Annotated in this window: 18 protein-coding genes; 12 read left to right on the top strand and 6 right to left on the bottom strand. The window is 41.4% G+C overall.

The genetic code is table 11. From position 1 onward, the window contains the following. The first annotated feature begins 439 nt into the window (after positions 1–439). The 7 genes from NQ505_RS14710 (at position 440) to NQ505_RS14680 (ending at position 9,762) form a co-directional block, all read left to right on the top strand. Positions 440–1,897 carry an O-antigen ligase family protein gene (locus tag NQ505_RS14710; protein ID WP_232293005.1) on the top strand — a complete coding sequence of 486 codons (1,458 nt, stop codon included), beginning with the start codon at positions 440–442 and terminating at the stop codon, positions 1,895–1,897. A 1,057-nt stretch (positions 1,898–2,954) separates the two neighbouring features. Then, on the top strand, positions 2,955–3,635 hold the full coding sequence (locus NQ505_RS14705) for a hypothetical protein (RefSeq protein ID WP_008999101.1): 681 nt from the start codon (positions 2,955–2,957) through the stop codon (positions 3,633–3,635). 57 nt (positions 3,636–3,692) lie between these two features. Beyond that, positions 3,693–4,004 (top strand): hypothetical protein, encoded by a 312-nt coding sequence (locus NQ505_RS14700; protein ID WP_008999100.1) that lies wholly within the window; start codon positions 3,693–3,695, stop codon positions 4,002–4,004. A gap of 729 nt (positions 4,005–4,733) precedes the next feature. Continuing rightward, on the top strand, positions 4,734–5,966 hold the full coding sequence (locus NQ505_RS14695; protein ID WP_004293706.1) for a site-specific integrase: 1,233 nt from the start codon (positions 4,734–4,736) through the stop codon (positions 5,964–5,966). A 17-nt stretch (positions 5,967–5,983) separates the two neighbouring features. Beyond that, a complete protein-coding gene (locus NQ505_RS14690; protein ID WP_004293707.1) occupies positions 5,984–6,376 on the top strand; it encodes a hypothetical protein in 393 nt (130 codons plus the stop codon). A gap of 592 nt (positions 6,377–6,968) precedes the next feature. Beyond that, positions 6,969–8,336: a MobV family relaxase gene (gene mobV / locus NQ505_RS14685; protein WP_008999098.1), complete on the top strand. Its 1,368-nt coding sequence runs from the start codon at positions 6,969–6,971 to the stop codon at positions 8,334–8,336. A 205-nt stretch (positions 8,337–8,541) separates the two neighbouring features. Continuing rightward, the gene (locus NQ505_RS14680; protein ID WP_007662653.1) at positions 8,542–9,762 is read left to right on the top strand and encodes an IS91 family transposase; all 1,221 of its coding nucleotides are present in this window, start codon (positions 8,542–8,544) and stop codon (positions 9,760–9,762) included. Positions 9,763–10,089: 327 nt separating this feature from the next. On the opposite strand, the gene erm(F) is transcribed toward NQ505_RS14680, so the two are convergent. Next, a complete protein-coding gene (erm(F), locus tag NQ505_RS14675; RefSeq protein ID WP_004295323.1) occupies positions 10,090–10,890 on the bottom strand; it encodes a 23S rRNA (adenine(2058)-N(6))-methyltransferase Erm(F) in 801 nt (266 codons plus the stop codon). A gap of 245 nt (positions 10,891–11,135) precedes the next feature. Between erm(F) and NQ505_RS14670 the strand changes: the two genes are divergently transcribed. The 3 genes from NQ505_RS14670 (at position 11,136) to NQ505_RS14660 (ending at position 14,843) form a co-directional block, all read left to right on the top strand. Beyond that, complete coding sequence (locus NQ505_RS14670; protein WP_004293712.1) at positions 11,136–11,861, top strand: toxin-antitoxin system YwqK family antitoxin; 726 nt, start codon at positions 11,136–11,138, stop codon at positions 11,859–11,861. A 262-nt stretch (positions 11,862–12,123) separates the two neighbouring features. Next, positions 12,124–12,303 (top strand): hypothetical protein, encoded by a 180-nt coding sequence (locus NQ505_RS14665; protein ID WP_008999095.1) that lies wholly within the window; start codon positions 12,124–12,126, stop codon positions 12,301–12,303. Between the two features lie 41 nt (positions 12,304–12,344). Continuing rightward, positions 12,345–14,843, top strand: a complete 2,499-nt coding sequence (locus NQ505_RS14660) for a sugar-binding domain-containing protein (protein ID WP_008999094.1) — start codon at positions 12,345–12,347, stop codon at positions 14,841–14,843. A 227-nt stretch (positions 14,844–15,070) separates the two neighbouring features. Here the strand turns inward: NQ505_RS14660 and NQ505_RS14655 are convergent, their stop codons facing one another. Further along, positions 15,071–16,639 (bottom strand): ATP-binding protein, encoded by a 1,569-nt coding sequence (locus NQ505_RS14655; RefSeq protein WP_008999093.1) that lies wholly within the window; start codon positions 16,637–16,639, stop codon positions 15,071–15,073. Between the two features lie 186 nt (positions 16,640–16,825). Next, entirely contained in the window at positions 16,826–18,127 is a 1,302-nt protein-coding gene (locus NQ505_RS14650; protein WP_008999092.1) for a VapE domain-containing protein, read from the bottom strand. Between the two features lie 415 nt (positions 18,128–18,542). Between NQ505_RS14650 and NQ505_RS14645 the strand changes: the two genes are divergently transcribed. Both NQ505_RS14645 and NQ505_RS14640 read left to right on the top strand, forming a co-directional pair. Continuing rightward, complete coding sequence (locus NQ505_RS14645) at positions 18,543–19,736, top strand: ISAs1-like element ISBaov2 family transposase (protein ID WP_004296414.1); 1,194 nt, start codon at positions 18,543–18,545, stop codon at positions 19,734–19,736. A 77-nt stretch (positions 19,737–19,813) separates the two neighbouring features. Then, the gene (locus tag NQ505_RS14640; RefSeq protein ID WP_008999089.1) at positions 19,814–20,452 is read left to right on the top strand and encodes an HU family DNA-binding protein; all 639 of its coding nucleotides are present in this window, start codon (positions 19,814–19,816) and stop codon (positions 20,450–20,452) included. A 331-nt stretch (positions 20,453–20,783) separates the two neighbouring features. Here the strand turns inward: NQ505_RS14640 and NQ505_RS14635 are convergent, their stop codons facing one another. The 3 genes from NQ505_RS14635 to NQ505_RS14625 form a co-directional block, all read right to left on the bottom strand. Next, the gene (locus tag NQ505_RS14635) at positions 20,784–21,476 is read right to left on the bottom strand and encodes a hypothetical protein (RefSeq protein WP_229086340.1); all 693 of its coding nucleotides are present in this window, start codon (positions 21,474–21,476) and stop codon (positions 20,784–20,786) included. 144 nt (positions 21,477–21,620) lie between these two features. Continuing rightward, positions 21,621–23,720 (bottom strand): alkaline phosphatase family protein, encoded by a 2,100-nt coding sequence (locus NQ505_RS14630; protein WP_008999087.1) that lies wholly within the window; start codon positions 23,718–23,720, stop codon positions 21,621–21,623. Positions 23,721–23,725: 5 nt separating this feature from the next. After that, the gene (locus tag NQ505_RS14625; protein WP_008999086.1) at positions 23,726–26,161 is read right to left on the bottom strand and encodes a M60 family peptidase N-terminal accessory domain-containing protein; all 2,436 of its coding nucleotides are present in this window, start codon (positions 26,159–26,161) and stop codon (positions 23,726–23,728) included. Between the last annotated feature and the right edge of the window lie 24 nt (positions 26,162–26,185).

Genomic DNA, 26,185 nt, shown 5'->3' with positions numbered 1-26,185 from the left:
CATGGATGATGATACAGACAGCTTCACATGTTGCTATGTATGTCTATACGTTTTTCATAGACTACAATGACCACAGAGAATATGCTCTGTATATCAATGCTTTTTGGTTTTTTCATTCTTTATTGTATTTCATCCCTTTCTATTTGTTGGCATTTTATTTATTCAAGAAAATAGAATTAATAAGCAAGAAACAGAATAAAGGTGCAATTCAATGAGTAAAACACTTATATATAAGACCCGATGGCGATTCTTACCAATTTTGAATTATCTATTGATAGCTTCGTTTAGTATATTGTGCACAGGTAGTTTATTTGTAAATTCATCCGCCTTTACTGACAATCAAATTTTTCCTAAATGGCTTTTCGTATTTATGGGATTAGGAGTAATAGGACTTGTTTTTTCAGTTATGCTATTGGCTGGGAAAAAATATGTCTGCAATATGAAAATGCTAAATGCAATGATTCTCATATTATGTGTTCTTCAGGCTGGATATGGAATCTTGCAATTTTGCAATATCTTACCCCCTTCCTCTGCCACATACAAAGTAACCGGTAGTTTCGACAATCCCGCCGGATTTGCAGGAAGTTTGTGTGCAGGACTACCTTTCACGGTCTATTTCTTACTTGACACAAATACTAAAAGTATACGATGGAGCGGTTGGTTTGCAATGCTTATTATCTCCATCGGTATTTTGATGTCCGAATCCCGCACAGGATTACTTTGTATTGCTATTGTCTCAATTGTTCATTTCGTTTATTACAATGTGAAAAAGCTTCATGGAAGAAAAGCTATTATAGGATTTTGTTTCAGTCTGATGCTTTTACTTGCCAGTGCCATCCTTCTTTTCAATGCCATCTATCAATGGAAAAAAGATTCTGCAGACGGGCGACTACTGATATGGAAGTGTACATGGGAAATGATAAAAGACAAACCTATTACAGGACACGGCATCGGAGCATTCGAATCTCACTATATGGACTATCAGGCAAAGTATTTCGAAGAGCATCCGAACAGTCAGTTTACCATGTTAGCGGATAATGTGAAGCATCCGTTCAATGAATTTCTTTCTATCGGCGTACAGTTTGGAGTAATAGGTTGGGGATGCTTGCTGGCTTTGGCGATATTCTTAGTCTATTGTTATAGACGGCATCCATCACAGGAAGGATATGTTTCTTTGTTGGCTTTAGTATCGGTCGCTGTTTTTTCCTCATTTTCTTATCCCTTCACGTATCCTTTTCCTTGGATTATTACTGTATTGGGCATTGGCGTGTTAATAGGGAAAGGTTACGGAAATCTTCGTTTCTCACAAATGAACATGATGAAGAAAGCCATTGCGATCTGTTTGCTGGTCGCAAGTGCTTTTCTGCTTTTTACTGTCGGAAACAGAATAAAGGCTGAAATGGAATGGAAAAGAATATCACGTTTGTCACTCCGTGGACAAACATACAGTATGCTTCCACATTATCAACGTCTGTTGGCGATTTTAGGTAAAGAACCTTACTTCTTGTACAACTATGCCGCCGAGCTTTGCGTTGCCAAGCGTTATGATGATTGTCTGAAAACGGTTTCTGCCTGCCGAAAGTATTGGGCGGATTATGATTTGGAACTGTTGCAGGCTGAAGCACTGATCGGCTTAGAACAATATGAAAAGGCCAGGCACTATCTGGAGAAAGCCGTGACGATGTGTCCCGTACGATTCGTTCCGCTTTATAGATTGCAATATGTTTATAAAAAAATGAAAAATGAAAAGGAAGCAAACAGACTGGCACATCTCATTATAGAGAAGCCGGTGAAGGTAGACTCAGATATTGTCAGAGCTATTAAAAGAGAAATGCGTTTGTATTTGCAACACAAAAAACAACAAGATAATATACGAAAGGAAAAGTATTACGAATGAATTGATCAACAATTCAAATCGGAAGAGTATATTAAAAGAGCTAATCGATTATGAGTTGAAACTCGGAGTAGCACAAGAATGGGTGAACATTGAACGATCGCAAGAGAACCTGTTCAAACTGTGCGATGTAAAAGCCCACACCCTGCGGTTTTGCAGGAGTTGGATGAAATAAAAGGAAGAAAGGAGGTAAGTAAGAAGATAATCAATTGTAACTTTAATAATTTGAATTGCATATCATATGTATGTGCATCTGTAAGAAAATCTTCATTATTCACATGTAATATAAAATGTTTTTAATATAGACTTTCGTTTTGCTGCAATTTATATGTGTAACTAAATATAGTTATTAGTATGGTATATTGGCTAGTGAATATCACTTTATTATCGGGCGTTTGGATACTCCCGTTATTTTGGGGATTTTTTCTGTTAAGAAAAAATCGTGTTCCTATAGGAATGGTCATTTTATGGATGTTTTGTATTCTAGCAACCAGTTATATAGGTGTGTTAGGATGTTACATCTATCTAACTTATTTGAAAGCAAATAAATAATGAACCAAAAGCTATGAAGAATCTGAAATATCTCACATTAACTCTGTTCTCGGGGTTATGTATGGGAGCGATATTCATTAATTCAGGTCTCTTGACTGACAGCCCAATCTTTCCTAAACGACTACTTGTATTTGCGAGATTGAGGATAACTAGACTTTGTCTTTCTTATTTATTGTTGACAGGTAAAAATGTATCTGTAATGTCAAGGATCTGAATGTGAATATTATCATTCTGTGTATTCTTCAGGCTAAATACGGGATATTGCAATTTTGCGATATCTCGTATCCTATCTCCAATACCTATAAAGTAACGGGTAGTTTTGACAATCCTGCCGGATTTACAGTGTGATTATATATCGTGATAAAACGAATTAATTGAAAGAAAAGGGGGTATAGATATGAAGAAGAAATAGAATGAGCTTTATAATGCCAAATTGTAGACTTGATCATCGAATTTTAAAATAATTGCTTTAACCGTCCCGCTAATAGAGACCATAATATTTTTAAATATGAGACTATTTTTTAAATATATACTTATTACTATAATAGTAAATATATCTGTAAATACTGTAGCCCAAGAGGCAAACATACAAAGAGACTCTTTTGCACCTTTACATTCCGTACCGGAATGGATAAAAACTAAAACAACGCCAGAAGAATACCAATTGTGGATGACAATGAGTAAAATATACAAGATAAATTATTCTTTTTTGAATGAAACTATATCTAAAGAAAAACGACAGAAGCTTTATGATGACATAAGGGTTATTTGCGATTCTATAGAAGCAGGAAAATATGCGAAACATAAAGGTGAATTGTTCGTTGTGCAGTTAATACCACGTACTGATACAACACTCAATTGGCGAAATGAGGAAACTATTCAGATAGATGAACATATTCGGTATTGTAAGCAAAAGGCCATAATATATCAAAGTGTACAAAAAAAGACTGTATATTTGGAATGTATAGTTTGGTACATATATAATTCACTGAACAAAGAGGTATACATCATAAAATATGAAACCTCTTCTCCTTTGGCGTTCAGCCGTTTTCTCGGTAATCTTCATTTCTCGTTCTTAAAAGAGACGAATGAACTGATAGGGAGTTGCAGCGGTACATTACAATATTACGACGAAAGACATGAATATCATGGAGAAACTTTTACCAAAACCTTTTCTCTTAAACTCTGATATAAAATGAAGATAGATTTTAATAATATAAAAAGTAGAAATTAAAAAAGAAAGAAAATGAAAAGACATTCTTTATTAGGAAAAATAGTTATCACTTCTGCTTTCCTGGTATTTCTGGTTAGCTGTAAGAACAGCAAACAAATAGAAAGTGTGGCCTCTAAAAAACAATTTTTGAAAGAACTTCATGAATTAGGATTTTCCATTGTTTATGGAAAAATCTCTCTTGAGTCTAAAAAAGACGAAGGGGAGGATGATATCCAAAAGTTATTGAACCTATTTGGAGAAAAGAATGATGACGATTCAAAGCTAGATAAAGATACGATATGGCATAAAGCCTATGAGAAGTCAAAAGAGATTCCTTTAAAATAAATAAACTAACAAATTTAAATTCAGAAATTCAATGAGTAAAACACTTATATATAAGACCCTATGGCGACTCTTGCCAATTTTGAATTATCTATTCTGTATAATTGTAGATTGGATTGAATCTCTTAATAATGTAAATAATGCTATTCATCCACCCTTATATTGGAATATATATGTAATTGGCAATGTATTACTTATTATATGGCTATATCTTTATCTATGGATATGCAGTTCCCGTGATTTTAGCAAACAAGCAGTTTTGATAATTACAATTTTATCAGTTTCTCTCCAAACTCTGATACATTTTGGTGTCTTTGCATTTGTGACAACCACTACGTATGATCTGTATATATGTGATAACAATGCGTTTCCTATAGGTAAATTTATTTATTCAATGCTTTACTTCATGCCGTTCTATGTCGTAGCGTTTGTATTGCGTGGGAAATTATTTCAGATAAAATTAAAATAAACACATAGCGAAAAAGTAAATTTGGGTAAAACGTAGCGAATTAGCTGATACAGCGTTCGTTACGCTTTGTTTTTCTATGGGACAGAGCCAACGAAATACCACCTCGAAGCCAAACAGCGCAGAAGTTCAGTTACCACCTCATTACCCCCGTAACGGGTGTGAATTTCTTGCTAAATGGTTCTGTTTCTGCGATTTGCGTAATTTTGCATAGCAGTCGGTAACTCACTAATAACTAATTTTGTAACCAAAAAAAGGAGTGAGTTATGCGTAGTACATTCAAGGTATTATTTTACGTGAAGAAAGGCAGCGAGAAGCCGAACGGCAACCTGCCTTTAATGTGCCGTATCACGGTGGACGGCGAGATTAAACAGTTCAGTTGCAAGATGGACGTTCCCCCACGGCTGTGGGACGTGAAGAACAACCGTGCTTCGGGCAAGAGCGTCGAAGCGCAGAGAATCAACCTTGCGGTAGATAAAATCCGTGTGGAAGTAAACCGCCGCTATCAAGAGTTAATGCAGACGGACGGTTATGTTACCGCCGCCAAACTCAAAGACGCCTATCTCGGTATCGGCGTCAAGCAGGAAACTTTGCTGAAGCTGTTCGAGCAGCACAACGCCGAGTTCGAGAAGAAAGTCGGGCACAGCAGGGCGCAGGGTACATTTACCCGTTATCGGACGGTCTGCAACCATATTCGGGAGTTCCTGCCCCATACCTACAAGCGTGAGGATATTCCATTAAAGGAACTCAACCTCACGTTCATCAACGACTTCGAGTATTTTCTGCGCACGGAGAAGAAATGCCGCACCAATACCGTGTGGGGCTACATGATTGTGTTGAAACACATCGTTTCCATAGCGAGGAACGACGGGCGTTTGCCCTTTAATCCCTTTGCGGGATATATCAACTCTCCCGAAAGCGTGGACAGGGGCTACCTCACCCAAACGGAGATACAGACGCTCATGAACGCACCGATGAAGAACGCCACCCACGAGCTTGTACGGGACTTGTTCGTCTTTTCTGTTTTCACGGGTTTGGCGTATTCGGACGTGAAGAACCTCACCGCCGACCGCCTGCAAACATTCTTCGACGGCAACCTGTGGATAATCACCCGAAGAAAGAAGACCAACACCGAATCGAACATCCGCCTTTTGGACGTTCCCAAGCGTATCATCGAGAAGTACAAGGGGCTGGCAAGGGACGGTCATGTTTTCCCCGTTCCGAACAACGGCAGTTGTAACAAGATACTCAAAGATATAGGCAGACAATGCGGCTTCAAGGTACGCTTGACCTACCATGTCGCACGCCACACGAACGCCACGACCGTACTTCTGTCGCACGGCGTACCCATCGAAACGGTGAGCCGCCTTTTGGGGCACACGAACATAAAGACCACCCAAATTTACGCCAAAATCACCGCCCAGAAGATAAGCCAAGACATGGAAACCTTGTCGCACAAGTTGGAAGATATGGAGAAGAATATCTGCCGAGCCATCTAATTAAGAACAGAATACCGATGAAAGAAGAAAGGAACATTATCACGATGGACGGGCAGGGCAATATCTCCCTGCCGAGCGATATAGGCGCAACCGCCATGACCGAGCGGGAAATCTGCGAACTGTTCGGGGTTATCGCCCCGACGGTTAGGGCAGGGATAAAGGCACTCTGCAAAAGCGGAGTTTTATCTATATATGACATAAAGCACATTATCCGCCTATCGGACAAATACAGCGCGGAGGTTTACAACCTCGAAACGATAGCCGCCCTCGCTTTCCGTGTCGAATCGTTCGGGGCGGCGAAAGTCCGCAGGGCATTATTAGAGAGGATTATACACGGGCGAAAAGAGAAAACGACGGTATTCGTGTCGGTTGTTTCGGACGGCAAGCCCAACAGCCGTTGGAAAGCATGATGATATACCAACATACCAACATGCAAACGTACCAGCATACCAGCATGCAAACATGCAAACCTATCACTATGGTGATATATATTGCAGGGTCTATTTCTCTTTTCAGAGGAAAGCGGAGCAATCGTTTTCGTTTACAAAGGCAAAGCAAGCACGGGGCTTTACGTCGGCTAAAAGGTCAGGCGGCTGCGCCGTTTCCCAATAAATCTTCCTCTCGCTTCGCTGCGAGCGTATTTATCGGGAAAACCTTGTATCCGACCGCCCCGTGCAAAAGAGCCTTTGAAAACGGAAACGACCGCCCCGCCACCCACCGACCGAAAGGAAAAAAATAAGGTGGGGTTACGGGCAAGCAGGCGGCAGGGACAGCCATAGCCGAAAGGCAGACGGGCAGGCAGACGGCACGCCGCAGGGTATTTACGGAGAAAATACCGTAGCTTATTAGGGAATTTTCCGAGCCGCAATACTACGTATCGCTGAAAATTCCCCAATAAGGCAAGGGGTAAGCCCCTCTGCACACCCCATCGGGGACGGCATTTGCCGCCCCGAAGATACGAAAAATCATTGTTTCACAAGTCAAGGAAGAAAGGAAAAATATATGGGTTTCGTAGTTTTACACATGGAAAAGGCGCACGGCAGCGACAGCGGAACGACCGCACATATCGAGCGTTTCATCATACCGAAGAACGCCGACCCCACACGCACGCACCTAAACCGCAGGCTTATCGAATACCCCGACGGGATAAAAGACCGTTCGGCGGCTATACAGCAGAGATTAGAAGAAGCGGGGCTGACACGCAAAATCGGAAGCAACCAAGTACGGGCAATCCGCATCAACGTATCGGGAACGCACGAGGACATGAAGCGGATAGAGGAAGAGGGGCGTTTGGACGAGTGGTGCGCCGACAATCTGAAATACTTCGCCGACACGTTCGGAAAGGAGAACATCGTGGCGGCTCACCTGCACAGGGACGAGGAAACGCCGCACATACACGTTACACTCGTCCCCATCGTCAAGGGAGAGCGCAAGCGCAGGAAAAGGGAGGAACAGACGAAGAAGCGATACCGCAAGAAGCCGACCGACACCGTGAGGCTGTGCGCAGACGATATTATGACACGGCTGAAATTGAAGTCCTACCAAGATACCTATGCCGTGGCGATGGCGAAATACGGGCTGCAAAGGGGCATAGACGGCTCGAAAGCTCGCCACAAGTCCACGCAGCAGTATTATCGGGATATACAGAAACTCTCCGACGACCTCAAAGCGGAAGTGGTGGATTTGCAGCAGCAGAAAGAAACGGCACAGGAGGAACTAAGACGGGCGAAAAAAGAAATACAGACCGAGAAGCTGAAAGGGGCGGCAACCACCGCAGCCGCCAACATCGCCGAGAGCGTCGGTTCTCTTTTCGGCAGTAACAAGGTCAAGACGCTGGAAAGGGAGAACACCGCCCTGCATAAGGAGGTAGCCGACCACGAGGAAACCATCGAAGCCCTGCAAGATAGGATACAGACCATGCAGGCAGACCACAGCAGGGAGATACGGGAAATGCAGCAAAAGCACGGCAGGGAGATAGCCGACAAGGACACAAGGCACAAGCAGGAAATATCGTTTCTGAAAACGGTAATCGCAAGGGCGGCAGCATGGTTTCCCTATTTCCGTGAAATGCTCCGTATCGAAAACCTCTGCCGCCTTGTCGGGTTCGATGAAAGGCAGACCGCAACGCTCGTCAAGGGAAAGCCGTTGGAGTATGCAGGGGAACTCTACTCGGAGGAACACGGACGGAAATTCACGACCGAAAGGGCAGGTTTCCAAGTGCTGAAAGACCCCACGGACGGGACTAAATTGGTTCTTGCCATCGACCGAAAGCCCATTGCCGAGTGGTTCAAGGAACAGTTCGAGAAGTTAAGGCAGAACATACGCCGACCTATACAACCGCAAAGGAAAGGCAAGGGATTCAAGCTATAAATGTTAAATCCTGCCCGATTTGCCGAAAAAAGTGCGGTACGCTGTTCGTGGTGTACTGCACTTTTTTTATATTTGTTCGCAAGGTGATATACTTGAAGAAAATAACAGCCGATTTCGCTGTTAGCACAATGTTCAAGACAATAAACAACTAATAATCAAAAGATTAGATGTTGAAATAGAGTAAAAAAGGATTTGTGTGCGAGCTATGAAAGAAGTGCTAAACGACATATATACAGACGGTTGCAAAGAAAAGAAGTACCGCTTGTCCGATTTCTTCAATCGGTGGTGGGATGAATACGCACAGCACCCGGCGGAGTACATCACCCCCGAACAGTACAAGGCGGTGAACGCTATCCGTGTATGTCGCACAACCACTTTGGGGATAGACACATACGTTTGTCCCGATTGTGGGGAAGTACGGGAAATCAGCCATAGTTGCAAACACCGTTTTTGCCCGTCATGCGGCTGGCGTGACACGCTGAAATGGGCGGCACGCATGAAAGAAAAGATGCTGCGGGTGCCGCACCGCCATGTGGTGATGACCTTGCCGCATATCCTGCTGGACTTGGTGAAGCGCAACAGGAAAGAAATGCTGAATATACTGATGCGTACTTCGGCTGAAACGCTGAAAGACTGGATGATGCACAAGTTCGGCTTGAAAACCGGAGTGATTGCCGTACTGCATACCTACGGGGAAACGAAACAGCTCCATGTACACACGCACATGATTATGTCATGGGGCGGCATAGATAACGACGGTAAGATAGTCATCCCCGAACATGACTACGTGCATATCCCCTCTATCTGTAAGGTATTCCGCTACAAGTTTGAACACGCCCTGATAGGGTTGTTCGATGCGGGCAGGTTGGAGCATGATTTCCACGACCGCATGGAGTTTATGGGCTTCATCAAAAAGGTGGTGAACAAAAAGGACTGGATTGTACATTTGGAGCAGCCCATACAGATGCCGGAACAGGTGATACAATATGTGGGCAGGTATTCCAAACGGGCGTGTCTGAGCGAGTACAAGATTACGGCAATGGACGGCGAAAACATTTCATTCCGTTACCGTGATTACAAAAACTCACCCGACAGGAGGAACCCGGTTGAAAAGGAACTGACACTGCACTACCGGGAGTTCTTCCCCCGGCTGCTGCAACACGTTCCACTGCGCTATTTCCGCATCGTGAGGTACTACGGCTTCTATTCCAATAAAGGCAGCCTGCCGGAAGAATACTTCGGACGGGATGAAAGCGAGATAGAGGAAGCTGAGTTGCAACAGGCAGAAAGCGGATATGAAAACCCGTACTTCTGCGAACGTTGCGGACGGACGAGAGTTTACAGCCATACCACGGTAACGGGTGGCGGCATGACATACACGGTAATACTGGAGCATTGCGACATACACCGGAAAAAAGCGGCATGACAGCAACATGGGATAGCTATGTCCTGCCGTGAACAAGAACAGTGAAATCCCATGAAAAGAAAGAAAGGAGAACTGAAAAATGAATGAAATACGGATAAGAGCAGTAATGAAACGAACGGGGTGCGGGCATGAACTTCACACCTCTTTCTGCCGGAAACAGCAGTCAAAAATTGAAGTTCTATATAGTATGTAATAAAGGAAATAAAAATTGTCTCGAACATGAGGATGAACCGCCCTAAACGGTCGGCTATCCTCTAAACATTATGCGGCAGCTTAAAAGACGACACCAAACCAGAAAAATCATCTTGACAACCACCCGACTTTGAACTACGAAGGATGAAATTTTTCAGGGACAACTTCCAGCATTTCCAAAAAACAGTTTACCCATTGACTTGGAGACAAACAAACAATTTGAGCATTAAGGTTTAAACCGAATTTTTCCGAAATTGACCTGACCTGACTTTTCCTGAAAATCGACTTTAAAGCTGTTTTTACAGATAAATCAGGTTTCTCTAACAGACAGGAAATAAATGCTAAGTATTTGGCTTTAAACTTAAAATCAAAAAATAACTGTTTTCTTTTAATGTTTAACAGGGCTGATTTGACAGTTGGCGGTGGAAAGAAACTTTCAGGACCTACCTCATAGACAAGTTTCAAATCAAAAAAAGTATGATAGAAAACGGTATATGGATTGTAAAGCTTCCTCGAAAATAACTTTTGTGTAGGTTCTAACTGAAGGACAATGGAACCTCCCAGAAAATTTCCAAGACTCTCAAACATCAGGATTTTGAAAATATCGGAAGTAATGCCATAAGGAATATTTGACACCACTTTGAAAGGAAATTTCGGAACTGCAAAATTCCTAAAATCACAACCGACAACTTGAACATTTCGGGCATCAGAAAATAATTTTCGTAAATGTTCAACCAAAGCTGTGTCGTTTTCAATAGCAACAACATTGTTGGCGATTTTTAATAAATGAACAGTAAGAAACCCCTTGCCTGCCCCAATATCTAAAACCGTATCCTGATTACTTATATTTGCTTGTCTTATTGCATCTTTTATTAGCACTTTATCAATAGTAAAGTGCTGACCCGTAAAACGAACGGGCAATTTCTTTTTTGTCATTAGTAACTTCTTACAGGTGAATACTTGACTGCAAATTTAGTAACTTTGCAGCAGAAATTAACGAGAAAGAAGAGAAAATGAAAACCGACCGCATAACATCACCTATACGCAAGCAGGGGTTTCGTGCTTCGTAGGACAGTTAAGTGGTAAATTTAAAGTTCAGTTCTTCGTAGGAAGTTCAGTGGTTAAAATCCCTGCCTGCGTATAGCTGAGAACCGTTATCAACCTCGAAAAGCAAAAATACAATGAATAGAATATTAACACTATACCTCTTTTTGCTATTGTGTGGCACGGCTTCCGCACAACAAATAGTAAAATGGGACGATTTACAGACTATAACGGATAACGCACGGCGCACGGTCTATTATGAAAAAGGCAGTAAACAGCCGTTGCAGGGAGAATATCGCATTATACGAGGGCTTGACGAGGAGCGTGTTAAACTTTCCGACGGCATAATAAACGGTGATTATCTCCGCTATCGTGATGGGGTACTGCGTGAATCGGGCATATATGCCAAAGGAAAGCGCAACGGCATATTCACGGAGTATTACCAAGATGGCGTTACTCCCCGAAAAGAAACACCCATGCAGCAAGGCAAGATAGACGGAACTGTAAAGACCTATTTTCGTAACGGCAAAATAGAAATCGAAAAGGAGTATAGGCAGAGTGTGGAGAGCGGACGGGAACGCCGCTTTGACAGCAAGACGGGTGAGCAGATTTTTGAATCTCATTATATAGACGGCAAAAAAGAGGGTGAGGAATGGGAAATATTCGAGGATGGGCGCACGCTTCGCAGCAGGACTACACGACACTACCGTAACGGAAAACTTGACGGCTTTTATCGTGTGGAATCGACACGGGACGGAAAACCCTATATAACCATCGAGGGGCAATACACCGACGGCGAGAAATCGGGACGTTGGAAACAGTACAACGCCACCGATGACACAACCCATGAATGGGATGAATGATTTTCTTTTTTCGCAAGTTGATTTTATAAAATTGCCACCGAAAGTTCGTACTTTCGGAAAAAGATGTTATATTTGCAAATGAAAGAGTTATTTGACAGCATAGCAACGCAAAACGCTGAAATTCGCACAGTTGCTAAATCGTTACTTCTATTTCTCAAATAATTCGCTAAAAGTTTATTTCTCAATCGGTTAAGTCAAACCGAGAAAAATCTAAAATAAACAATGATGAAAGATAAATATTTGCTTTAAATATTACTTATCCATGAAAAAAAGAATTGTATCCCTTCTATTGGTCTGTGCAACCATGGCAAGTAGTACCCTCCGTAGCCAACCTGTACAGCTCAAAGTCAATGCCGGCGAACAGATCGCCACCGTACCCCGCCTCTTTGCCGACGATAAAGCATGGTTTGATATACATTTCCACGTTATTCTTATACGATAATCACTCTACGGAAATAGATTTATAAAACAAAAAAGATCAATATGAATAGAATATATCTGTTATTATTTGTTTGCCTGTTTCTTAGCGCCTGCCAGGCGACAGTACAGGAGAAAGAGCGTAGAACCGAGTTTAATGACGGCTGGAGATTCCATTTGGGAGAAATGCCCGATGCCTCATCGCCCCAACTGGACGACGCAGCATGGAAAACCCTGAACCTTCCCCACGACTGGTCGATCGGAGGAGATTTCAGCGAAAAGAACCCTTCTGGATTTAGCGGAGGAGCATTGCCCGGCGGCACAGGATGGTACCGCAAAACCTTTACCATAGGTAAGAAACTGGCAGGCAAGAAGATATGCATCGATTTCGACGGCGTGTATATGCACTCCGAAGTATATATCAACGGCCAATTGGTGGGTAAACGTCCATACGGATATATTTCGTTCCGTTACGACCTCACGCCCTACATCAAATTCGGCGAGCCCAATGTAATTGCCGTAAAAGCGGACAACAGCAGGCAACCCAACTCACGCTGGTATTCGGGAAGCGGAATTTATCGTAACGTGTGGCTCACCGTACTAAACTCGGTACACGTTGACCTGTGGGGAACGTATGTAACAACGCCTAAAGTAACAGCCACACAGGCCGACATTGTCATAAACACAACCGTTAAAAACGAAAATACCGATCCCTGTGATGTAGAAATCAGTACCACTTTGTTGGATGCGCAAAACAAATCCATACGTAAAGCGGTAGAAACACTACGTGTATCTTCGGAACATACGGGTGTCTGTCGGCAAACCATTGCCTTGGACAACCCGCGGCTATGGTCGCCCGAAACGCCCTATCTGTATCAGGTAAAAACAGAATTAAGAGTGGACGGCAAACTTACCGATACCTATTACACAACCACCGGTGTACGCACATTTACCTTCGATGCGGAGAAGGGCTTTTCACTCAATGGTAGATCCATGAAAATAAAGGGCGTGTGCCTGCATCACGACCTGGGATGCCTGGGTGCTACCGTTAATTACCGCGCACTGGAGCGTCAACTGGAAATCCTCAAAGAGATGGGATGCAACGGTATCCGCACGGCGCACAATCCACCAACACCCGAACTGTTGGAACTGTGCGACCGCATGGGTTTTATCGTACAGGATGAAGTGTTTGATATGTGGCGCAAAACCAAATCGAAATATGATTACAGCAATGATTTCCTAGAATGGTACGAACGTGACCTGACCGATTTTATACTTCGCGACCGTAACCATCCCTCCATATTTACATGGAGCATCGGCAACGAGATATGGGAACAATGGTCGGATAGTTTTGGCGACACGCTAAGCGTAGAATATGCCAACCAATTATTTAAGTTGGGACTTACTCCCGAAAAGGTGAAAGAGCAAAGCGACAAGCACCCCTATACCTTATTAACTACACGTTTGACGGAGATCGTGCGAAAGTTGGACCCGACACGCCCCATCTCTACTGCAAACAACGAAACCGAACCGTGCAACCTGTTAATCCAATCGCCGGCACCGGATCTGATCGGTTTTAACTACAACAACCACAACTGGGAGAAATTCAACGAAAAATACCCCGGACGAAAGCTGTTGATTACCGAATCCACTTCCGGACTGATGACACGCGGATATTACGAAATGCCATCGGATTCCATTTTCATCCGCCCTCATGCCGAGAAAGCTAAATTCGACAGTCCGCTAAAAGAATGTTCCGCCTACGACAATTGCCATGTGCCTTGGGGCAGCACCCACGAAAAAAGCTGGGATATGGTGAAAACAATGGACCACATCCCCGGATACTACGTCTGGACCGGTTTTGACTATATCGGAGAACCCACACCCTACGAATATCCCGCCCGCAGTTCCTACTTCGGCATCATCGACCTGGCGGGATTTCCCAAAGATGTATACTACATGTATCAATCGGAGTGGACAAATAAAAAGGTTCTCCATTTGTTCCCACACTGGAACTGGGAGAAGGGACAAGAGATCGATATATGGGTTTACTACAACAACGCCGATGAAGTGGAACTGCTGGTTAACGGCAAATCGCAAGGCATAAAAAGGAAAGGAGAGAATGAGTATCATCTCTCTTGGCGCGTGAAGTATGAACCGGGAACCATAAAAGCAATTTCCCGCAAAAACGGTCAGATGGTACTCGAACAAGAAATCCGTACTGCCGGAGAACCCGCGCAAATCCGCCTGACAGCCGACCGCCGCACGATAAAAGCCGATGGAAAAGATTTGAGTTTCGTCACAGTAGAAATACTGGATAAAGCCGGAACACTCTGCCCGAATGCCGATAATCTTGTGCGCTTTGAAGTCAGCGGAAACACCTCTATTGCAGGCGTAGACAACGGTTCCCCATACTCAATGGAACGTTTCAAAAACAACAAACGGAAAGCATTTTACGGTAAATGCCTTGTCGTATTGCAAAACGACGGAACCAAAGGGATGTCCACATTAAAAGCTATTTCAGAAGGATTGGAAGCTGCCGAAATCACTCTATCCGGAAAATAGCAAAAATTCTCCTTCACAACCCGCTATCGCCTACTATAAAATATTTACTTTATCTCAATTCTCCTCACTTCGTGAATGACATCTCCCATATCAGTGACTCCTTCTATCAGCTTCAGGATCTTCTTTTTAGTACATAAGGTCTATCTTCCAACATATAAGTAAGCCGCATACCTAAACTGTCAAAGATTAGTGTATGCGGCTATTCGAAATCAATAGCACTTGGCATCTTAAGAATTATCTTCCACTATTTTCCATTCCACAATTCCACGTGTCTCGGAAGAAAAGTTCACACCGATCTTATATAATTTACGAGAATCCTTGGCGAAAGGCAAAGCATACCCTTTTTCCTCTATTTGACATAAAGCCTCGTCAGTGCTACCATCCAATTTCAGTTCCATCACATAGATATAGTCTTTGGTTTGCAGCACAACATCGATACGACCATTGCTGGTAGTACGTTCCACATCGGTATAAAATCCCATCATCTTAAATACCAAGTACATCGCATTCTGAAAATAAAGCTCCATCTTCCCCACTATCTTATAGTCGGTATCGGCAAACATGGATTGCAGACGCTGCATGAAACTATCCACATTACCTTGACGTATATCCATAACAAAGCTGGTAATAATAAAACTGGATTCCTGTTCTGTCACAGGCGTATAAAAAGGTAACAAATACTTAATAAAACCATTCTCAACTTCCTTATTTGGAAAGCCTAATCGATAAATACCAAACTCTTTATCATATCCTTTTATTGTCAAATATCCGCTTTGGTAAATAACAGGAATGGGATTGCGCGACATAGAGTCTATACTATTCAGTAAATCACCCGAAACCTGCTCCTCGGTAATCCTATCCAACCTATAGTTGGAATGTTTCAGCAGATAAACCAAGAAAGACGGAGTACCTGTCTCAAACCAATAATCGGAGAACTTCAGCTTAGACAACGTATTAAAGATACTGAATGGATTGTAAAGTCCTACGGTATCATAATCGAAATGATAACCGTCATACTGTTCTTTCAACTTGACGTAACATTCCTCTTTCGTCAAGCCGTTCCTTTCACCCAATAATGCCACATCGCCATCAAAGTTTTCATGAAGTTCCTTATCCGTAATGCCGCAAATATCCATGTAACGATAGTCCATCGATATATCATTCAGATTGTTCAAATCACTGAATACGCTCACCTTGCCGAATTTCGTCACACCGGTTAGGAAAGCCAGCTTTATATATCTATCCTGCGACTTGAGTACGGAATAAAAAGCTTTCAACAGATTACGATATTCCGCCTGTAATGTCTCGTTACCGATAGCCTGCAGCATAGGCTTATCGTATTCGTCCACCAAGATAACCACACGATGCCCTGTTTTCTCGCAAGCACGTCTTACAATCCCTTCAAAGCGCAACGGCAAAGAAGTCTCCACCGCCCTTGTACCATAAAGTTGCTCCCAATAAGAAAGAGTACTGTCCAGCCGTCTTCGCAAGCTATCCGGTTCTTTGTAGTTCTCCGTATTCAGATCCAGATGCAGGATAGGATGTTCTTCCCATTTCTGTTCCAGCTTCTCAATGGCAAGCCCTTTGAAGAGTTCTTTCTTTCCGCTCAAATAAGCTTCAATGGTAGATAACAGCAGACTCTTCCCGAAACGGCGGGGACGGCTAAGGAAATAATAACGACCGGTAGTCGCCATCCTATACACCAACGCTGTCTTGTCTACATATACATAACCGTCGTTTATCAAACTCTCGAAATTCTGTATACCAATAGGAAATTTGCGTATCACACTATCCATAGTTATTCTTCATTTAATAATTATTCAAAGATAAACATTATTTTCGAGTGACATTCTCACATTCCAAGTAATTTTTATAAGCCCTTCACCTTTTCGCTACAGAACCCTATCCATAGGCTAAAGCGGGTGAAGGTCTCCCCCTTCACCCAAGCCGTCACTCAAGGCATCACCCAAACCGGTTCTCTCTTACCCAATTTTTACTACCCGATACACATTTCCAAACTTAGTATGCTTACGTTCTATCCCCACCGCTATCAATATTTGCGCCAAACTTGCCGGATTTGCACCACGCATAGCTGCAGGATTCCTCCTTTTTAAACATTGAAATATATCAGCCGCAGAAAGAAGATCACACTCCTCTCTTCTTTCCGCCGACCGATAACAAGCACGCAACACATCTTCCACTGGCCCTTGACGGTAAAATTTCATATTATTCTCTTGCAGCTCCCGTTCTTCTTCTTTTGTAAACCAATAGCGTTTACCTGATAAAATTTCAGCTTTTAATTGTGTATAGATCTGTTCATGATCAATCGCCTCACAATCGATGGGGTGTTCCAGTTCCACGCACATAAACCTTCGGCTGCCTGTTGGGTCTGTCAGCAAGTCCTTTCGATTGGATGTTCCGATAAAAGAAGCTATTCGCGGTAAGGCACGATAGTTCTTCTGATAAGCTTTGCACAAACTCAATGAAGCCATTTGCATCAGATTCTTCAACAAAGGCATTTTTGCAGGAGAAAACTTGTCAAATTCATCCAAATTGAGAAGTCCCATCTCCGCCAGTCTACGTTCCACATTCCCCTGACTTGTTAAATCTACCTTATCCATATAATAACGGCGAAGTACAGGAGGGAGTAAAGACTTACAAAAAGTAGATTTAAAATATCCCTGTTCTGTACTAATAAGCAAGGGAGCTACACTATTCGCATGATCTCCCATTACCCCCATCCATTGTGCCGTCATCCCCAACATCCAAATGCGAAATCCTTTTTCCCACAACGGGCTTTCCGAAACCCGTCGAGCCAATGCGGACACACGGTCTATGCCATCCCATTCCGGCAATTCATCCAGATACAGCCTGAAAGGATGATATTCTGCTATGCGGGTGGAATAAATACACCGCGACAAATCACGATCCCAGCACCCAATACCGGCCTCATGCGCTTCCAGACAGATAGTATTCAACACACGTTGATTGACAGGCCGAAATCCCTCGTTCATCCGTTCCAACAAACGAAATTCAGTTTCTTCCGTCAGAACATTATAACGAAAATCATAATGAGATTTCAAGAAAAGGTCTACACTTTCAGTCAACTGTTTCGTTTTAGAAAGCGAATCCCTCTCTTTTATCTCCTTTCTCTCTTTAAGCTCTTCATAACAACTAACCGAAGACTTTGATACGTCTTCCATTAATCCTTCACACTCTCCGCTTTTATAAAAGCGGTTTACAAACTTCTGCCATAATGAAAGCAGCACACTTTTCTTGTCCATAAAATTTCGTTTTTAGTATTTAATGGATGCGAATATAATATCCGGAATATGGGATTTACAACTTTTTAATCCCTTCATTTTTATAAAAATGAACTTGGCGTTTTACCTTATTATTTCTTGTTTATCTCCTAATTAAACCTTATCTTTGGTGCGGACATTTATAGTTTATCACAATAATGATAATATCTTATCACAGTAATGATATGCATATATCATGCTAATGATAAGTACTTATCACAACGATGATAAATAACAGATATCAAGAAGAAACAGGGAAAACGCATTATACTCTTTCCTTAATCTTTTATACATTTATCTTACACCAATATTGTCTTTTCATCTTATTAATAAGATATTTATCTTTCATTTACAATATTATTTGAGTACATTTACGTGATTATAAATCACAATTAAAATGAAGCAAGAAACTAAAAGAAAGATTGAGATCAGCAACCTACATGAATTTGCTGATTCATTAATATTGATAGATAACCGGATAGACCGTTGTAAAAAACATCAGGCCAGTACCATTGTTCTTATTGCAATTTCTGCTGTTATATGTGGCGCTGATACTTGGAATTCAATAGAAGACTTTGGTAAAAGTAAAGAATCTTTTTTTGCAGCCAAGCTTTCCAATTTTAATGGTATCCCTTCCCATGATACATTTAATCGCTTTTTCTCGGCATTAGATCCTTTAAAATTTGAAGAATCTTATAGGCAATGGGTCCAAAGCATTCTCAAATGTTATTCGGGGCATATAGCCATTGATGGTAAAACCATACGAGGAGCCTATGAATCCGAACAGGACAAGCGTCATCGTAAACAAGGAGTGCTTCCTGATTCGAATACGGGAAAGTACAAATTGCATGTCATCAGTGCATTTGCAACAGAACTGGGAATCTCCCTTGGACAGTTATGTACACAAGAAAAGGAAAATGAGATAGTTGTCATTCCTGAATTATTAGATATGTTGTGTATAAAAGATTGTATTATTACAATTGACGCTTTAGGATGCCAGCGTACAATTGCAGAGAAAGTCATAAAGGGAGAAGGTGACTACATTTTTATAGTGAAAGATAATCAACCGAAATTAAAGGAAATAGTACTGTCAGTAACAGAAAGTATTGTATCAAAAGGTACAACAGTACGATTTGACAAATATGAGACGCATGAAGAAGGACATGGCAGGAATGAGTCGAGAATCTGCTATTGCTGCAACGATCCTGGTTTTCTGGGAGCAGATATTAGAAAGAAGTGGAAAAATATACAGTCTTTCGGATATATAGAGAATACCAGAAATACAAACAAAGGCACTACAGTGGAAAAAAGATGTTTTATATCTTCCTTGGAACCTGATGCGCAGAAGATACTTAAAAATAGTAGAGAACACTGGGAAATTGAGAATAATCTACATTGGCAGCTAGATGTCAATTTCCATGAAGATAATACCAGAAGAAGAAATATATCAGCATTAAACTTCTCCGTACTGGCGAAAATTGCATTGGCTACATTAAGAAACAACAAAAGAGAGATACCAATCAATAGAAAAAGATTAATAGCAGGGTGGGATAATGAATTCTTATGGGAACTTATTTTACATGATTTATAATGCGTTTTCCCTGCAAGAAGAAAATTAAGAAACATCAAGAAGATAATCTACAAACATCTAAAGAAAAAAGAAAGACTATGGCAGTACAATTTGAACTATATAAGACTCCGATGCCGAAGGAGAAGAAAAACAAGGTAAGATATCATGCGCGTCCGATTAGTTATGAAACAGTAAATACGAAAAAACTGGTTTACCGGATTCACGATCGCTGTTCATTAAGCCCGTCTGATGTGACAGCAACTTTGGAAGAACTGAAATACGAAGTGGCACAGTGCCTTAAAGAAGGGAAAAAGGTGCATATCGACGGATTGGGATATCTACAAGTAACTCTTTCCTGCGAAGAAGAAATACGGGATCCTAAAGATAAGCGAGTGCATAAAGTTAAACTGAAAGCAATCAAATTCAAAGCAGACAAAGAACTGAAAGCCGAACTTTCCGATATGGAATTCCACCGTTCGAAATACAGGCCACATTCTGCCGGACTTTCCGAAGTAGAGATAGATATGGAATTGACAAAGTATTTTTCGGAAAACCAACTTATCACCCGAAAAGACTTCCAATATCTTTGCGGAATGACGCAAATTACTGCATACCGCCATATTAAAAGACTAATCGCAGAAAAGAAGTTGCAAAACAAAGGAACTACCCACCAACCCATTTATACACCCGTTCCAGGTAATTACAGGGTTTCAGTAGCTGTGAAATACAAAGAATAAGAATATATAAAGGTAATGCCCCAAACAATAAATTATTTATATTTGCAAATGTCATTGAGTAAAAACCAATAATATATTGAGTAAAATAACTCAATGCATTGAGTAAATCAGAACAAAATGTATAAAAGAACTCAATATCAAACGATTATAAAATAGTGATTGGAGAGGGAAGTATGAAAGTAGAAGATTTTCTAAGTATCAATCCTGCTAAGTTATTTGAATGAAAGAACGGGTGAACCTCTCTTCCCTTCACCCGTTCTCCCCCATCCATAAGGAGTAGCAGAGAAAAGGTGAAGGGCAGCTTTTTTTACTGTATCTCTATGGATTAACTTTAGTCATCAAGCAAAGAAGATTTCTTATAATATATCAAAGCTCTATGGATCAGGTGTAAGGAATCTATTTGGACATCCCTTTCGGAAACGGAATCCGGAACAAGAGCCATTTTCTGATATAAAGGTTTCATGTATTTATCTCTTATCTCACACTGTACAGCCTTCATCTTTTTCTCCTGCCCCTTAGGAAATATCTTTTCCTGTACTTTCAGTCGTTTAGCTATTCGGAGAGTTTGTTCATCTGCCGCTAAAATCCGATCAGTATCTAACTTTGCCATAAAAGTTAGAGCAGTACGGCAATTACCATTGAATGTTTGGTATACGTAGAGCCAATCATGCTCTAAACTCATCAATCTCTCCTTTTCCACACTATCAGTAGTGGTCACAATAATAGCTTTCAATCTTAACCACTCTGCTTTCGCCAATTTCCTATCTGCCGCCTTTTTTTCATACAGAGCTCTCCATCGGGCAAGTTCACGGGAATGATTTTTTTTAGAGAGCTTAGCAACAAGCCCGCCCCCATTATGCAAAACATGATTTTGCGCATACTGTCTTTCCAGAGATTTAAACTCTCTTTTCCAACGCTCAATTTTCACTTTTTGTTCTTCTAAAGAGGGTTGAGCAAATGTTAGCATGCAATATCCGAACATGCCAACAAACATACATAAAAGCATTTTAATTTTTGTCTTCATATCTTCTACTAGATTTTATTCTGCCAAAAGCAACAACCCTCGGTTTTCTTTATATAAATCCCTATAAGAAGATATAAAAAGAAAATCGAGGGTTGAATGATTTTAATTAAAACTCAAGAGTGATTTCTTTTGTGAGCTACCACTTTATTTTTCGTATTCCCGCCATTCCAGATCAACTGTATAATCACCCAGAAACATACCACGCCATACAGCTCTATTATTTTCCCCATCCCAAGGATATGCTACACCATCCAATTTGGACGTTTTGAAGGCGTTAGCCCCTGTTTCGCGAGTAGTTTCCAAAGGAAAACTGATATCCAGCCATTGCAAAACTGTCGGTACCGGCAACACACTTTCCATCATTCTGCCTTCAGATTCTATCGTTTGGTATAACGTATTTGTCAGAGTCTGATATTTTAGATCTTCTTTCTCAACATAAGTATAATAAGACTTATTGTTAGAAGCCGTAAATTTCTTACGTAATCGGAGTCCCTCCGTATCTAAGAACTGTTCTTCTTCCCGATCACCAACCTTTACTCTCTTCTTGACCTGTTTGATTTGATTCACTACTATCGAGTCATCTTTCAAGTATTGCCCGTCTTCTCCTTTATAAAATTGCCAATAACCTATTAGGTTTCCATACATAGGATCACTCGGAGATAATTTCAACTTATTACTGTATTGCTTCACTTCAGCCGGTGATAATTCTTTGTTCCAAATTCGGAGTTCGAGAATATAGCGGCATAAATTACTCATATCACCATAAAGAGTCAGGTTAGTATTGTCTACGTAATCGGCAATACTCCAGTCTAAATCAGCATCCGTACTCTTGGTTGTTTTCTTCAGGCCATCATAATAACTATAAACAGCAACCTTTCCTTTCCGTTTAGGTGTCATTTTGTTATATCCTTCGGTTACATTCCCCCATTGATCTATAACCTCATCTACCCAGTCCTTCTGTATATGTGCTTCCGTATCATACAATTTCACAGTTGAAGTATAGGTATGAATCATCGGATTAAGAAAAGCAGCGGTTCTTTGTCCGTCCGTCCCGTCATTTTTACCATAGAAACTTCCCAAAGCAGATGCATAAGTATGGGTAAGTGACATGTTCCACCTACGCTTTCCAAAAAGATTTTTTCCATTTTGATCACCAGGCACATAACTCCGACCGATTGAAGGCCGGGCTGCCATAATGATCTCCACCGTCATTCCGCTGTCCAATGAATCCAGTGAATAAATCTGCCGCATCGTTTCAATACCTTTCTTATCCGGTGTCGGTTCGATGGAATCTATTACAACCCCCTGAAAAGACTGATCGAAACATAGGACATCTTCTACTAATCCGGGATTCATCTCTTTCCCTTTGGAGAAATGTTCATAATAAAAGATCCCGAACATGTTCCTCTCCTCAAGAGACATTCCTCCATATCGTCCGTCAGCAGTGCCACCATGATTGGAAGTAATCATTATCAGCCAGTCTTCATAATAATATTCAGGTCGTGCCCGGATAGCTTCGAGAAGCTGACCAATATAGCCATCCATCTTATGCATAGCATTTATATATTGAGTATTGGAATCCTTCCAGCCTCCTCCACTCTTCGCTGCATCCAACACATCGCGAAAGGATAGATAGATAACGCGATTATTTTCATTATCAATCTGCTGCAAAACCGTATTCAGAGTTTCTTCGTCGGATGTCGTGGTTACAGTAGTACCGGCTTTCTCCAACAGTTCCTGATTCTGTGTCTTCCAGGGAGTCACAGCCAACGTCTTCATCGATTTGTCATAATCTACAATATATTGGAAAAAACCGGGATATGCTTTCATACTTTCATCATAATCTGGATCGAAGTAAACCTCCGACAAATATGTTTCATCCGCTATGCCGTGACGCATTGGTATATTCCCTGTTAGCATCGAGGCACAGGCTATTGCGTTTTCAGCAGTAGGAGTATAGGTATCGTCTATATGCTCCGATTCCAAGCCATTCCATGCATAGCGGCTGCGGGGTAATAATCCTTTTACCACTCCATCGTCCGGAAAAGCATTCTTAACCAAGTCGCCTCCCCCTGCTCCTTCCAGATTTATCCAAAGAACATTTTTCTTGACTGACAAATTGCCCGACACTCCCCCGGTCTCTTCTACAAAATCGGGCGTATCGTATTTTGTACACGATATCGATATATTCCCCAGCAACATTACTGCCAGAAAACTCCATTTCATAATTTTTTGTGTTCTCATATTTTTCATTCATTAAAATAAAAAGTACCAAATTCAGCGATTTTCTGTATCCTGTTCAAATATTTATTGGTAAATTCCGGACGATTCGGTTTTTCATCTGCAGGGAAATTAGCCGGACGATCTTTCGCTATATGACTCTCTCTGTCCATAGTCAACCGAATTCCTGTAACATTAGTCGCTTTCTGATCCAGTTCAATATAGAATAAATTACTACGATCAGGCCAGAATTGCTGTGAAGGAGTACCCTTAGGATCACGGTCAGAATCAAAAACTTGTTTCCATTGAACTTGTTGTATATTGGTATAAATCGTATCCACATCATTATACTCCAACGGGGTACTTGTTACTTCTACTATAATATGTTGCGGTCTGAAAGCATATTTATCATAATCTTTCACATCACTATTATAAATACCGTTTACTTCAGTAAATCCAAACGCCATGTATACACCATCCAGATCTATACTCCGACTTTCACCGGGCTGTATGACGATAGTATAAGGAAGATCGGGAGCCTTCGCATTATAATACAGATTATCAATCTTATATGGATAATGTTTATCTCCGTTTTCATCCGTATATTCCTCATAAAGATCAGAATAAGATTGCCATAACGTGCTTCTATCTCCATCGAACAGGTTGAAAGGGGTATTATATTTTATAGCTCTGCTCTCGTAAACATAACCGTAGTTGGATGCCTTCAAATCTTCTCCGGTTCCGGAATACGCCACTGCCGTCCACTCTGACCGTAAATGACGGAAAGGAGTTTTTCCCGACTTCGTATAGAACACTTTTCCATCAAAATCCGAAGTATCATTACCTTTCAACGGATTATGCTCCCAAATACGTTTTTCCACAGCTTTATACTGAAGTGCTTCTGCCCGCATTTTATCAGAGATTTCAATTCCATAACGATCGAATAACGGAGTAAAGTCACGCTCAAAATAATGACTCAAGCATGTCAACATTGCCTCCGACATACTCAAACGATTAAAAATTGACACATTCTGCCCCTCATTGCTAAGAAAACGATTGAGATAAGCAAAATACTTCCAACCATCTTTACCCGTATCTTCCTGCTTATAACTTAATATGGCTGAATAGAAAGTCAATGCCGCCGGCCAATAGTCGTTCCCTGATTTACTAGGCCTTTTAGCTTCATCACTATATATCTTGCAACTATCCGCTTTTGCCCATGAGACCAAGTTTTCAAATTCGTCTGCATTCAGATTATATTGAGTCGTATTTATCACTTTTTGATCTCTACCAAATAATTTATATGCAAAAAGTTTTGCATCCTGCTGATTCCCCCACCAGCCATGTTTATATAAGAAATAGAAATTGGGCATCAAGCTATACATATCTTTAAAAGAATTCGGAGCTGGAGTAGGCCAATAGGTTTGAACAAACAATCCTAAAGACATCCATCCTACTACGTGAGAAGTATTCAAGGCACCTGCTTTAACCTGTTCCGGATCGGCTATCATATCAATCAACTCTTCCGTTTGAAGCAATTCGAGATTCGTATTGCTGTAATAGGAATAACGTTCCGTAACCAGATGTGCATCCATAACCACTCTGACCGGGAAATCCGGTTTGGGAAATGTTTCCGATTCAGCGTCATCCAGTCCATAAAATTCATTGTAACACAATACCCAATCATCCCATAATTCAAGTGATTGTTCCAATCGGGTTACAAAACTCTGTCCCTCCGATTGCAGCTTCAATTTCATATACTTAACAGGAACTGAAAACGCGATTTGCTTTCCTCTCAATTCAATCCATGGAACAGTTGTTGTCTTTATTTTCTCTCCCCATTCAGCAGCTTCAGTTTCTCCAACCACATAGTCGGGAGCAAGATAAGCTCCCTGCACTTTTAGAGGTACGATACCAGTATCGCTGGCGTCGCCTGAACGTTTGATCCAGATATACCCGCCATAAGGATTACGAATTTCATTTTTTCCCTTGAACAAAGCCATTGAAGTCACAACCTTAGGATCACGTTCCAAATAGCTACTCCCTACCAACGAAGATAAGTCACGCGAATGGATACCGATCTGTACAGTTAGTCCTTTCACATCATCATCCAACATCACTGTTATTTTCTCGCCTGCACCTGCATAAAGCCCCGTGCTGTAAATAGCCGGAGAAGTCATTGCTAAATTGACGTTGACCGCTTTTGCCGAACGATAAGCCATATCTATATTTACTACCTGCTCATCCACCCGCTTTTCCGTCAGAGTGTCTACCAAGCCGGGGAAAATACGCGCTTTGTCATAAAGACTGACGTCAATACCTCCTCCTTCATAATAGTCACCTCCTGTCGCAGAAGTATAATCATCCGTTGCAGAGATAATCTGTTCGAAGTCTTTGTCTTCACATGCTGTTGCTCCCCATACGCCCCATACGGCCAGGAGAATATATACTATTTTATCTTTCATATCTACCAAAATTTAAAGCATTTC

Source organism: Bacteroides sp. D2 (assembly GCF_025147085.1).
In the GTDB taxonomy this organism is placed as follows: domain Bacteria; phylum Bacteroidota; class Bacteroidia; order Bacteroidales; family Bacteroidaceae; genus Bacteroides.
This window is presented reverse-complemented; position numbering and strand designations above follow the sequence as displayed.